Origin of the sequence: Lacticaseibacillus sp. 53-4 (genome assembly GCF_016861805.1) — a bacterium.
Taxonomy (GTDB): domain Bacteria; phylum Bacillota; class Bacilli; order Lactobacillales; family Lactobacillaceae; genus Lacticaseibacillus.
This window is the reverse complement of sequence record NZ_BOLT01000042.1, coordinates 1-12418: the sequence shown is the minus strand read 5'-3', so window position 1 is coordinate 12418 and position 12418 is coordinate 1. Positions and strand designations below refer to the sequence as shown.

11 protein-coding genes are annotated in these 12418 nt (G+C 59.6%); 10 read left to right on the top strand and 1 reads right to left on the bottom strand.

Features of this window, described 5'->3' with window-relative positions; translation table 11 throughout:
- Positions 1–171 precede the first annotated feature (171 nt).
- The 10 genes from coaBC to JUF21_RS10915 all read left to right on the top strand — a co-directional run bounded on the left by coaBC (position 172) and on the right by JUF21_RS10915 (position 11765).
- Complete coding sequence (coaBC, locus tag JUF21_RS10960; protein ID WP_203624789.1) at positions 172–1353, top strand: bifunctional phosphopantothenoylcysteine decarboxylase/phosphopantothenate--cysteine ligase CoaBC; 1182 nt, start codon at positions 172–174, stop codon at positions 1351–1353.
- On the top strand, positions 1350–3767 hold the full coding sequence (gene priA / locus JUF21_RS10955) for a primosomal protein N' (RefSeq protein ID WP_203624790.1): 2418 nt from the start codon (positions 1350–1352) through the stop codon (positions 3765–3767). Before coaBC ends, priA begins: the two co-directional genes overlap by 4 nt.
- Positions 3768–3776: 9 nt before the next feature.
- Positions 3777–4721: a methionyl-tRNA formyltransferase gene (fmt, locus tag JUF21_RS10950; RefSeq protein WP_203664619.1), complete on the top strand. Its 945-nt coding sequence runs from the start codon at positions 3777–3779 to the stop codon at positions 4719–4721.
- Entirely contained in the window at positions 4708–6045 is a 1338-nt protein-coding gene (rsmB, locus tag JUF21_RS10945; protein WP_203624792.1) for a 16S rRNA (cytosine(967)-C(5))-methyltransferase RsmB, read from the top strand. Before fmt ends, rsmB begins: the two co-directional genes overlap by 14 nt.
- A 9-nt stretch (positions 6046–6054) precedes the next feature.
- A complete protein-coding gene (locus JUF21_RS10940) occupies positions 6055–6798 on the top strand; it encodes a Stp1/IreP family PP2C-type Ser/Thr phosphatase (protein ID WP_203624793.1) in 744 nt (247 codons plus the stop codon).
- A complete protein-coding gene (pknB, locus tag JUF21_RS10935; RefSeq protein ID WP_203624794.1) occupies positions 6795–8810 on the top strand; it encodes a Stk1 family PASTA domain-containing Ser/Thr kinase in 2016 nt (671 codons plus the stop codon). The genes JUF21_RS10940 and pknB overlap by 4 nt, the downstream gene beginning before the upstream one ends.
- Positions 8800–9711 carry a ribosome small subunit-dependent GTPase A gene (gene rsgA / locus JUF21_RS10930; RefSeq protein ID WP_239061409.1) on the top strand — a complete coding sequence of 304 codons (912 nt, stop codon included), beginning with the start codon at positions 8800–8802 and terminating at the stop codon, positions 9709–9711. The genes pknB and rsgA overlap by 11 nt, the downstream gene beginning before the upstream one ends.
- 16 nt (positions 9712–9727) lie before the next feature.
- Positions 9728–10381, top strand: coding sequence for a ribulose-phosphate 3-epimerase (gene rpe, locus JUF21_RS10925; protein ID WP_203664617.1), 654 nt, complete (start codon positions 9728–9730; stop codon positions 10379–10381).
- The gene (locus tag JUF21_RS10920) at positions 10378–11043 is read left to right on the top strand and encodes a thiamine diphosphokinase (RefSeq protein WP_203624797.1); all 666 of its coding nucleotides are present in this window, start codon (positions 10378–10380) and stop codon (positions 11041–11043) included. The genes rpe and JUF21_RS10920 overlap by 4 nt, the downstream gene beginning before the upstream one ends.
- 89 nt (positions 11044–11132) lie before the next feature.
- The gene (locus JUF21_RS10915) at positions 11133–11765 is read left to right on the top strand and encodes a hypothetical protein (RefSeq protein ID WP_203624798.1); all 633 of its coding nucleotides are present in this window, start codon (positions 11133–11135) and stop codon (positions 11763–11765) included.
- Between the two features lie 417 nt (positions 11766–12182).
- Here the strand turns inward: JUF21_RS10915 and JUF21_RS10910 are convergent.
- On the bottom strand, positions 12183–12418 hold a 236-nt coding region (locus JUF21_RS10910), incomplete at its 5' end, for a hypothetical protein (protein WP_203664615.1).

Below are 12418 nucleotides of genomic sequence, written 5' to 3'. Positions count from 1 at the left end.
AGCGCCTTGAGACGCAGCCAGCAACAGGGGCTTATAGCCCCAGAGAAAACCACCCGTTCGACGGGTGGTTTTTATTTCTGCATTCAAAGCCGTCAAAATCAGGTCGCTCAGGGCCAAAACTTCTTGGCGGGTAATGTTTGCTATAATGAAGGACGAAACGGAGGCTGACTCATGGCAAAGAAAATCGGTGTGTTCATCACTGGCGGAATCGCCGCATACAAAACGCCTAACCTGGTACGCCTTCTGATCAAGGCGGGCTTTGAGGTGCGCGTGGCGGTGACGCCCGCAGCGACAAACTTCGTGACCGTGCAAAGCCTGGCAACCGTCAGCAAGCATGCTGTGTTGACCGATGACGCCGAGTTTGCGGCGCCCGAACACGTGGCCCACGTCGAGCTTGCGCGCTGGATGGATCTGGCGCTGGTGGTGCCGGCGACGGCCAACACGCTGGCCAAAATGGCTGCGGGCATGGCGGATAACGTCGTGACGACCACTTTGCTGGCCTTTTCCGGGCTGAAGCTCGTGGTCCCGGCCATGAATGACCAAATGTGGGCCAATCCCCAAACCCAGGCCAACGTGGCGCACTTGCAGGACATGGGCGTTCAGGTCCTGCCGCCTGCGACCGGCTTTTTGGCCGAGGGTTACACCGGCCAAGGCCGCATGCCCGATGAAGCGGTGATCACAATGTTTGCGGCACTTGCCACCAGCGACCAATACTTGCGCGGGGTCAAGGTGCTGGTCACCGCCGGCGGCACGCGCGAGCGCCTGGACCCGGTACGGTACCTGACCAATGATTCCTCAGGAAAAATGGGCACGGCCCTGGCGAACGCGGCGGCTGCGGCTGGCGCAAAGGTGACGTTGATCACGACTGCACACCAGGTGACGCTGCCGGCAGTCGAGGTGGAAAAAGTTGACACCGCCGAGCAGATGAATGCCGAAGTTCAGGCCCGCTTTGCCCAGACGGATATTGTGCTGATGGCGGCGGCAGTGGCGGATTATCGGCCGCGTGAGGTCGCCTCAAGCAAGCTGAAGAAAACTGGCGAGCAAGGCCTGACGCTGGATCTGGTGCAAAATCCCGATATTCTGGCGGCGCTGGGGGCCAGCAAAACGCACCAGTTCGTCGCCGGCTTTGCGGCCGAAACGAATGACTTGCTGAAAAATGCCCAGGCCAAGCTGGCGCGCAAGCGGGCGGACATGCTGATCGCCAACCGCGTCGGCAACGGCCTAGGCTTCAACCGCGACGATAATGTCGTCACGCTGCTTCAGCCGGGCCAGGCGCCGATTGAGTTGGCCCAGGGCCCGAAGCTTGAACTGGCGCAGCAGATCTTGCGCCGGATTCAGGAGGTGCGGGCATGACCGTTGCAAAAGTGATTGTCGACGTGCCGACCATGCAAACGGATCGGCCGTTTGATTATGCCATTCCGCAGGCGCTTGAAGCGCGAATCCAGCCGGGGATGCGCGTTTGGGTTCAGTTCGGCCAAGGCAAGCGTGAAGTTTCCGGCATGGTGGTGGCACTGGCCGATCATGCGGACTTTGAAGGTGAACTGAAGCCCATCATCGCCGCGCTTGATTACGCGCCGGTCATGAACGAAGAGACCCTGGCGCTGTCCCACTGGCTGGCCCAAACGACTTATGCCTTTTGGATCACCTGTATTCAAACGATGCTGCCGGCGATGCTGAAAGTCGACACCATCAAAAGTGTCACCTTGGGCAGCCAGCCCACAGCCGAGGCCAAGGCGCTTTTGGGCGATCAGGACCACTTGGTGCTGGACAGCCACACGCCTGCCGAAGTGTCGGCCCAGGTGATGCGGCTGATCGACCAAGACGCGTTGACGCTGCAGTATGCCCGCAAGGATCGCGCCAAGGTCAAAACAGAGCAGGTCGTGGTGCCACTGAAAACCGCCGCCGAATATGCCACCCTGCGTGAAGGGGTGCGGGCCAACGCGACCAAGCAGCTGCAGCTGATCACCGCGCTGAGGACGTGGGTCAATGCCGGCAGTCAGCCGGTGCTCGCTGAAGCTGTCAAGCGCGGTGAGGTCGACCGGACCGCGGTGCACGCAGCCGCCAAAAAGGGCTGGCTGCGTCTGGATACCCGCGAGGTGTACCGTGCGCCTTACGACGACTTGGACCACGGCGAGCGCACGCAGCCGCTGACGCTGACTGCCGACCAAAGCAAGGTGGTCGGCGCCGTTGATACTGCAGTGCGGCAAAAGGCCCCCAAGACTTTTCTGCTTGAAGGGGTCACCGGCTCAGGCAAAACTGAGGTGTACCTGCAGGTGATCGCCGAAGCGCTCAAGGAAGGGCGCAACGCCATGATGCTGGTGCCTGAAATCGCGCTGACGCCGCAGATGGTGCACCGCGTCAAGGGCCGCTTTGGCCGCGAAGTTGCCGTCATGCACTCGGGCCTGTCTGAGGGCGAAAAGTTTGACGAGTGGCGCCGCATTCAGCGCGGCGAGGCGCAAGTGGTCGTCGGCGCGCGCTCGGCGGCCTTCGCGCCACTGACCAACATCGGCGTGTTCATCATCGACGAGGAGCACGAAACTTCCTACAAGCAGGACGACGCGCCGCGCTATCACGCCCGCGATGTGGTGCTGCACCGCGCCCAGACTTTCGGGGCCCCGGTGATTCTGGGATCCGCGACCCCGAGCTTGGAGTCGCGCGCCCGGGCGGAAAAAGGGGTGTACACGCTGCTGCGCCTGCCGTCGCGCATCAACCGCCAGCCGCTGCCGCAGGTCCACATTGTGGATATGCGCGAGGCCTACAAGCAAGGCGGCAAGGACGATTTTTCCAAAGTCTTGCTGGACGCCTTGCAGCTGCGGCTGGACCGCCACGAGCAAAGCGTGCTGCTGCTGAACAAGCGCGGCTTTTCCAGCTTTGTGATGTGCCGCGAGTGCGGCTACCGGGTGCAGTGTCCGAACTGCGACATCAGCCTGACGCTGCACATGGACACCCACACGCTGCGCTGCCACTACTGCGGCCACGAGGAAGCCATTCCGACCGTCTGCCCGAGCTGCGGGTCGCGCAAGATTCGCTACTACGGCACCGGCACCGAAAAGGTTGAAGCCAGCCTCCACCAGCTGCTGCCAAACGCGCGCGTGCTGCGCATGGACGTTGACACCACGCGGCGCAAGGGCGGCCACGAGAAAATCCTGGCGGCGTTTGGGGCGCACGAGGCAGACATTCTGCTCGGCACCCAGATGATCGCCAAGGGGCTGGACTTCCCCGACGTCACCCTGGTCGGGGTGATCAATGCCGACACCGGGCTGGGGATGCCTGATTTTCGCGCCAGCGAGCGCACCTTTGACCTGTTGACGCAGGTGTCAGGCCGCGCCGGTCGGGCCGAAAAACCCGGCGAGGTCTTCATTCAGACCTTCAACCCGGATCATTACGCGATTCAGTACGCGCAGGCGCAAAACTACGAAGGCTTCTTCCGCCAGGAGATGGCGATTCGCCACCGCGGCGACTACCCGCCGTACTACTTCACCACGAAGGTGACCGTCAGCCATCAGCAAGAGGAAGCGGCAGCCAAGCTGATTTACCAGCTGGCCAAGCAGCTGACCGACAGTTTATCACCTTCTGCGATGCTGCTGGGGCCAACCCCGGGTCCAATCGCCCGGCTCAAGAATCGTTACATTTATCAGCTGGTGATCAAGTACAAAAGGGAGCCGCGGCTCGACCAGACGTTGACGAAGATTCTGGATGACACCCAGGTCGGAACGCGCAACGGGTATTTTGTCGGCATCGACAAGGAACCTCTGACATTCATTTAAGGAGAGCATATGACTAGTGTAATTTTTATGGGCACGCCGCAGTTCGCGGTGCCAATCTTAGAAGCCGTCGCCAAGGAGTATGACGTGCTGGCGGTGGTCACGCAGCCGGACCGGCCGGTGGGGCGCAGGCAGAAGCTGGCCCAGTCGCCGGTGAAGCAGGCGGCGCTGAAGCTGGGCGTGAAGGTGCTGCAGCCGGAAAAACTTAGCGGCAGTCCCGAGCTGGCCGAGGCCATCGAATTGGCGCCAGATTTGATCATCACCGCGGCGTACGGCCAGTTCTTGCCGACCAAGTTCCTGAACGCGGCCAAAATCACGGCCGTCAACGTGCACGGGTCGCTGCTGCCGAAGTACCGCGGTGGCGCCCCGATCCAGTACAGCATCATTAACGGCGACCAAGAAACCGGCGTCACGCTGATTCAGATGGTCAAGAAAATGGACGCCGGCGGCATGTGGGCGCAGGCCGCCATTCCGCTGACGCGCGCCGACGACACGGGCACCGTGTTTGACAAGCTCAGCCTGGTGGGCCGCGACCTCTTGATGAAAAAGCTCCCGGACATCATCGCCGGCGAAGCCCCAACGCCGCAGGACGAAAAGCTGGTCACGTTCTCGCCGACCATCAGCAAGGACCAGGAGCACCTGGACATCACGCTGCCGGCGGAGAAGCTCGACAACTGGGTCCGCGGACTGCGGCCGGAAATCGGCGGCTGGGTGACTCTGCTGGGCGAGCGCGTCAAGCTCTGGGCCATCACGCCCCTTGACGGGACCACTGAGGCCAAGCCCGGCACCGTGGTTGAGCGCAGCAAAAAGCGCCTGGTCGTCGCCGCGGGCGCTGGCACCACGTTTGCCATCAACACGCTTCAGCCGGCAGGCAAGGGCCAGCAGCCCATCGCCGCGTTTTTGAACGGAGCTGGTCGCAGCATTCAAGAAGGAGACCAAATCATTGCCGAAAACTGATCCGCGCACCGTCGCCGTTAACATCCTGACCCGCGTCACCACCAAGGGCAGCTACGCCAACTTGGCGCTGGACGCCCAGCTGAAGAAAAGTGACCTCAGCGAGCGCGATGCGGCGCTCACGACCAACATCGTTTACGGGGTCATTCAGCATGGCATCACGCTGGATTACTACCTCAAGCCCTTTGTGCGCGATCGCAAGCTTGACCCGTGGGTGCACGTGCTGCTGCAAACTGCCGTGTACCAGCTGGTGTACCTGGACCGCATTCCGGCCCGGGCGATTTTCAACGAGTCGACCAAGATCGCCAAGAAAATGGGCAACCTGGGCATCGGCCAGTACGTGACGGCAATTCTGCGCAACTTGCAGCGCAGCGAGGTGCCCGACTTGACGAAAATTCGGCCGGCAACTAAGCGGCTGTCGATCACGTACAGTGTCCCGGAATGGCTCGTGGCAAAACTCAGCGACCAGCTGGGCGTTGAGAAAGCCGAGTCGATCCTCAAAACCATCAACGAACCGGCCGGCGCCTCGCTGCGGGTCAACACCACCAAAGCCACCCCGGCAGAAGTGACCGCCGAACTTGAACCCGAGTTCCCCAGCATTCGCGAAAGCGCGCTGACGCCGGTGGGCCTAGTCGCAGACGGCGGCCACCTCGCCGGCACGCGCGCGTTTGAAGAGGGGCGCTACACCATCCAGGACGAAAGCTCGATGCTGGTTGCGCCGAGCCTCGCCGTGCAGCCAAGCAGCCGGGTGCTGGACGCCTGCGCGGCGCCGGGCGGCAAAACCACTCACATCGCGCAGTACCTGGATCCCACACAAGGCGGGGAAGTCGTCGCGCTCGACCTGCACCCGCACAAGGTGCGTCTGATCGAGGACAACGCCAAGCGCCTGGGGCTGGAAGACCGCGTGCACGCCGCGCAAATGGACGCCCGCGAAGCCAGCGACCAGTTTGACCCCGAGAGTTTTGACCGGATCCTGGTTGATGCGCCGTGCTCGGGCCTGGGCCTGCTGCGCCGCAAGCCGGAGATCCGCTACACCAAGCAGCCGCAAGACCTGGTGAACCTGCCGAAGATCCAGCTGGCGATCCTGAACGCGGTCGCACCTTTACTAAAAGTGAATGGACGCCTGACCTACAGTACGTGTACCATGGTAACAGAGGAAAACCAGGGCGTGGTGGCCAGCTTCCTAGCTGCCCACCCCGAGTTTGTGCAGGTGCCGGTCCCAGTCGACCGGCCGCTTGACCGGGCGCACAATGCGCCGGCCCTGCAGCTTTTTCCCGACGATTACGGCACGGACGGCTTTTTCATCGCCAGCTTCGTGCGAAAGTAGGACGAACGAATGGAATACACCTATCGGACAGACATCGGCCGTAAACGGCCAAATAATCAGGACTACGTTGGCCTGTTCGCCAATACGTCAGGCGTGACGCTGGCGATCGTCGCCGACGGCATGGGCGGCCACCAAGGCGGGGATGTCGCCTCGGAAATGGCCGTGTCGCACCTCGGCCACGCCTTTGAAGCGACGCAGAACACCGACGTTGAGAAAATCGTGCGGTGGCTGATTTTTGAGCTGCAGCAGGAGAATTCGATGATCCTGGAAAAGGCGCAGCACTATGCTGACCTCACGGGGATGGGCACGACGCTGGTCGCCGTGATTATCTCCGGCTCGCGCTTCGTGGTCGCCAACATTGGCGACTCACGGGCGTATTTGTATCGCAACGATCACCTCATTCAGATCACCGAGGACCACTCGCTGGTCAACGAGCTGGTGCGCCGCGGCGAGCTGACGCGCGAGGAAGCGGAGAAGTTCCCGCAGCGCAACGTCATCACGCGCAGCCTCGGTGTGTCCGAGGACGTCGACGCCGATGTCACGATTTATGACATGGAGTATGATGACTATCTGCTGCTGTGCTCCGACGGCTTGACCAAGCAGGTCGAAGACGATGAAATCGCGAAGGTCATCGGCTCCAAGCAGCCCTTGGGCGCCAAAGCCCAGCGGCTGATCGATATGGCCAACGAGGCCGGCGGGCCGGATAATATCTCGGCGCTGATCATTCACCAGGATTGGAGGGAGCAGCGATGATCGAACCTGGTTATATTTTGAACGAGCGCTATAAGCTGCTCAAAACCCTTGGCGAAGGGGGTATGGCCAACGTCTATTTGGCGCATGACCTGATCTTGGACCGCGACGTCGCGGTCAAAGTGTTGCGCCTTGATCTGCAAAATGATCCCGACACCAAGCGCCGCTTTCAGCGCGAGGCCATGGCGACGACTGAGCTGGTCCACCCGAACATCGTGTCAATCTACGACGTGGGGGAAAGCAATGACCAGCAGTACCTGGTCATGGAATACGTCCGCGGCTCCGACCTGAAAAAGTACATCGTCGAGCATTTTCCCATCCCGTACCAGCGGGTGATCGACATCATGGAACAGATCCTGGCCGGCATTCAGGTGGCGCATGATCACAACATCATTCACCGCGACCTGAAGCCGCAAAACATCATGATCGACCAGGACGGCAACGCGAAAATCACCGACTTTGGGATCGCCGTCGCGCTGTCCGACAATTCGATGACGCAAACCAACTCGCTGCTGGGCTCGGTGCATTACCTGAGTCCGGAGCAGGCCCGCGGCAGCATGCCGACGCGGCAAAGCGACATCTACGCGCTGGGGATCATTTTATTTGAGATGCTCACCGGGACGGTGCCGTTTGAAGGCGACTCCGCGGTGTCCATTGCGCTCAAGCACTTCCAAGAGGACATGCCAAGCGTGCGCGAGTTCGATCCGCGGATCCCGCAGGCCTTGGAGAACGTGGTCTTAAAGGCCACGGCCAAGGACCCGGCCAACCGTTACACGTCTGCGGACGCCATGGCGGCAGACCTGAAGACCTCGCTGTCATCAGCTCGCGCGCACGAGGAGAAGTTTGTCCCGGACGCGACGGACCTTGATGAAACCAAGGTCATGCCGATGGTCGGCTCAAGTTCATCCGCCCAGCCAGTCCAGGCGGCCACCACGACGCCATCGTCGCAGGCTGCGGCCAAGTCGGCGGACGAACCTAAGCAGCGCCCGAAGAAAACCGCCAAGCACGGTTGGAAGAAATACTGGCCGTTTGTGCTGGCCGGCGTCATCGTGGCCGCCATCATCTTGTTTGTCGTCCTGTCGCTGACCGGCGGCAGTAAGGAGGCCACCGTTCCTGAGTTGACCGGGATGAGCCGCACCCAGGCCGAAAGTGCCTTGGAGGCGGCCGACCTGGTGCTGGGCCAAGAAAGCAAGCAGGCTTCCAGCAAGGTCGCAAAGGATAAGGTCATTAAATCGGACCCGAACGCCGGCAGCAGTGTGAAGTCTGGCAGCACGGTCGACATCATCGTCAGTTCCGGAGACAAGAAGTACAAGCTCGGCGATTACGTCGGCGACCAGTATTCGACCATTAAAAAGCGGCTGGAAAAGGCTGGCTTTACGGTCAAGCGCAAACGCCGCGCCAGCAATGAGATTCCTGCCGGGGAGATCATGGCGCAGAGCCTGGATCCCGGCATCAGTGTCGTCCCGGACGGCAAGACCATCACGTTGACGGTTTCAAGCGGGTCCGCGACCGTCGCCATGCCTGATTTTTCCGGGCAAAGCGAGGGGCAAGTGAGCGCCTGGGCCACCGCGCATGGGATGACCCTTAAGATCAACACCGCCTACAACGACAGTGTGGCTTCCGGACAGCTGATCAGTCAGGATCCGCAGGCAGGCAGCGACTTACAGCGCGGGGATTCAATCAGTGTGACCTTCTCGAAGGGCCAAGACCCGGCCAGCGCTTCCAGTTCCTCAAGCGCTGAGACCCAGTCGGCGACCCGGACAGTTCAGCTTGAATACATGCCGGCCGCCAGCAGCTCGTCTGCCAGTGGGGCCAGCGGCAATGCGGCCAATCAGATCACCATTTACCTGCAGGACAGCACCCACAGCCTGAGCAGTGTCTATAAGACGATGACCATCACGGCCAACCAGACCATCACGCTGAACTTCACGCTGAAAAATGGTCAAACTGGCGCCTACCGCATTGAAAACAACGGCAGCGTCGTGCAATCGGAGGATAATATCAGTGGCGACTAACGAAAAAACGGGTCGCATCATCCGGCAAGTCAGCGGCTTTTACGACATCGCCGTTGACGGGACCGTGTATCGTACGCGCGGGCGGGGCAATCTGCGCAACCAAAAAATTTCCCCGCTGGTCGGGGACTTTGCTGAGTTCGCCCCTGGCGTCGGCACTGACGACGAAGGGTATTTGCTGCGGCTTAAGCCCCGAATGAACGCGCTGGTGCGCCCGCCGGTGGCCAACATTGACCAGGCGATTCTGGTCGTCGCCGCAGCCGAGCCCGACTTCTCGCTGAATCTGCTCGACCGCTTTCTGGTTTACCTGGAAGGCAAGCAGATCCATGCCGAAATTTACCTGACCAAAACCGACCTGGTGCCCGCCGCGCGGCTGGCCGAGATCCAAGACGCGCTTTCGAGTTACGAGCAGATTGGCTACGCGACCTTCGCCAGTGTGCCGCCATTTTCACCAGCCACGCTGGAAAAAGTGCGGGCGTCGTTCAAGGACAAGCTCACCATTTTCACCGGCCAAACCGGGGCGGGCAAGTCGACGCTGATCAACCACCTGGTGCCGGGGCTGACGCTGGCGACCGGGGAAATCTCCAAGGCGCTCAATCGCGGCAAGCACACGACCCGCACCACCGAGCTGTTCCTCGCAGAAGGCGGCCTGGTCGCCGACACGCCAGGATTCTCGTCACTCGGGCTGCTCGATGTCACCCTGGACGACCTGCGCGATCGCTTCCCGGAGTTCGTCCAGGTGGCGGATCAGTGCAAGTTCCGCTCCTGCCAGCACGACAAGGAGCCGGGCTGTGCGGTGAAGGCCGCCGTTGAAGCGGGGACGATCATGCAAAGCCGCTACGACGATTACATGCAGTTTCGGGCTGAGCTTCAAGGCAAGCGGCCGACTTATCAGAAGAACTAGAAAGGAAGTATTGGCGATGAAAATTGCCCCTTCAATTTTGAGTGCAGACTTTGCCAACATGGCGCGCGACATTCGCACCGTTCAGGAAGGCGGCGCGGATATGATCCACGTTGACGTGATGGACGGGCATTTTGTGCCGAATCTGACCTTTGGGCCGGGGATGGTCGCCGCCATTCGGCCGGTCACGTCGCTGCCGCTGGACGTGCACATGATGGTCGATGACCCGGAGCAGTGGATCCCGGCGTTTGCCAAGGCCGGCGCCGACACCATGCTGATCCACGTCGAGGCCACGCCGCACATCTACCGGGCGATGCAGCTGATCAAAGAACACGGCGTCAAGGCCGGAGTCGTCTTGAACCCAGGCACGAGTCTGGCCGCGATCGAGGAAGTGCTGCCCATCGTGGATCAGGTGCTGATCATGACGGTCAACCCGGGCTTCGGCGGTCAGGCCTTCCTGCCAGCCATGGCGGACAAGGTCGCCCGGCTGGCCAAAATGCGGGCCGCGCGCGACTGGCACTTCGCTATTGAAGTCGACGGCGGGATTTCTGATCAGACTATCGCCAGCGTCGCCAAAGCCGGGGCCGACATCTGCGTTGCAGGCTCTTACGTCTACGCGGAAGGCGACTCACCGGCTCAGCAGATCAACAAACTCCGGGTGGCCGCGCAATGACCCAGTTCAACTTGATGGTCGGCGGACCGGTCGGCCTGCTGCCGGAGCACTGGCAGCAGCTCGCTGGCACCTGGGTCGGCGTGGACCGCGGCACGCTGCACCTGCTTCAGGCCGGCATCACGCCGCAGTTTGCGGTCGGGGACTTTGACTCGCTGACAGCGGCGGAGTTCGCCCAGGTCAAGCAGGCGGTCAAACAGCTGCACACGGCAAAGCCCGAAAAAGATGAAACCGACACCGAGATGGCGGTGCGCCTGGCATTTGAGGCCGGCGCGGACCGCGTGAGGCTGATTGGGGCCAGCGGCGGACGCATCGATCACTTCCTGTCCAATCTCTTTCTGCCGACGCAGCTGCGTTTTCAGCAGTGGACCGAGCAGATCGAGATGCTGGATGGGCAAAACTGGGTGCAGTTTTTCCTCAGCGGCACCCATACCCTGAAAGCCCAGCCGGCGTATCGGTACCTGGGCATCGTACCGCTGACTGCAGTGGCCAAGCTGACCATCCAAGGCGCCAAGTATCCACTCAAGGACTGGTCCAGCATGACGCCGTTCTCCTGGGCGTCGAACGAGTTTGTCGGCGAAACGCCAGTGACAATCAGCTGGGAGTCCGGCATTGTCGCCGTCGTTTACAGCCGCGACCGCATCGGCCAGCAGCACGACAACTGAGCGGTGACACGTATTCAATCATTATTTTAATTGAATGGGCGAACTGCTATACTGATAGGAAATACCGTTAGGGTAGATGGAGGATTGGCATGGGGGCTATTATCCACTTTTTTCAAGTGCCGCTTTATCGTGAACTGAGTGTGGTGGCACTTATTCTGCTACTGATCGTGGTGTACTACTTCCGGTACGTCCACTTCGCAAAGCTGCCGGATTCTCGGCTGCACCGCCGCTGGCTGGATAAGCTGATCAGCGGCACGCGGCGAGTGATGATCGTCATGGTCCTGGCGCTGGTCGCGCTGGTCGTTTACGACCGCGTCGTCATGCCGCGCCTCAGTGCCGCCGCACCGGTCAAGCAGGCGCAGTCCAGCAGCAAGCAACCGGTTGCCAAAAGTTCAAGCGCGAAAAAGACGACCAAGGCCGACACCACCAAGAAGAAAAAAGCTAAAGCCAGCAGTTTTTCTAGCGGTGAGATCATTGACGCCACGGAGCACGCCCTGTCGACGCAGCAGTATCACGACTTGTTGGTGGTGCAGAACTACTTCAAGAAGAACCCTGACGCCACGAGTGCGGCGGAGGTTTATCGCTACCGTGGTCAGGTCACGGGTAATGCGGGATTAAAAGTTACGGAAATCGGTGGCTATAAAAAATATGGTCAAAATAAATTAAAACTTACTCATCTATACTGGGTTTATCAAAGCGGACAGTTTGATGTCCACCGCTGATGCCACTAACCACGCCGTTGGGTGTGGTTTTTTTGTTAGCTGGAAGGGTGTACAAACCGCCATTTGATGGGGATTTAAAAGAATCTTGGTAAATATTTTTGTACGAAAATAATCAAATTAACCAAATAAAATACTTAGTTCACAGAATCTTCATAATTTAGTTGGCCGCTTCAGACTAAAAATAGGTAAAGCCAAGATACACAAGGGTTTTGGCCGAATAAGACATAAATGTTACGGGAAAAGGTGGGTAAGCTGATTTGTTATGCGCTCACTTCGGGAAAATTATATTTGAAATTACGAGTTTTATGACCCTTGAACGCTGAATCACAAACCTTTGACTCCCCCTGGAAATCCCATATAATAGGCTACAGATAAGCGATTGAGTAAAATACGTGGGTTGAGTAGCTCGATCAAATATCAAAATTTTAGACAACCTATATAGGGGGAGTTCAATATGACTACTAGTACAAAGAAATCATTTATTGCTGCTGGCATTGCCGCAGCAACATTGTTTAGTGTTTCAGCATTGGGTGGCAACACAGTTAAGGCTGCTAGCACAGACACACCTAACTTTTCAGGCTCTTCGTCAAGTGAAGTTGAACATAATTTATGAGAGTATCTAGACCTTAATTGGTCTAGGTACTCTTTTTTTA

Bases quoted from the DNA above. Each gene is read 5' to 3' on its own strand.
- priA (WP_203624790.1), top strand. From the start codon at position 1,350: ATGACCGTTGCAAAAGTGATTGTCGACGTGCCGACCATGCAAACGGAT.
- JUF21_RS10940 (WP_203624793.1), top strand. From the start codon at position 6,055: ATGGAATACACCTATCGGACAGACATCGGCCGTAAACGGCCAAATAAT.
- coaBC (WP_203624789.1), top strand. From the start codon at position 172: ATGGCAAAGAAAATCGGTGTGTTCATCACTGGCGGAATCGCCGCATAC.
- fmt (WP_203664619.1), top strand. From the start codon at position 3,777: ATGACTAGTGTAATTTTTATGGGCACGCCGCAGTTCGCGGTGCCAATC.
- JUF21_RS10915 (WP_203624798.1), top strand. From the start codon at position 11,133: ATGGGGGCTATTATCCACTTTTTTCAAGTGCCGCTTTATCGTGAACTG.
- rpe (WP_203664617.1), top strand. From the start codon at position 9,728: ATGAAAATTGCCCCTTCAATTTTGAGTGCAGACTTTGCCAACATGGCG.
- JUF21_RS10920 (WP_203624797.1), top strand. From the start codon at position 10,378: ATGACCCAGTTCAACTTGATGGTCGGCGGACCGGTCGGCCTGCTGCCG.
- pknB (WP_203624794.1), top strand. From the start codon at position 6,795: ATGATCGAACCTGGTTATATTTTGAACGAGCGCTATAAGCTGCTCAAA.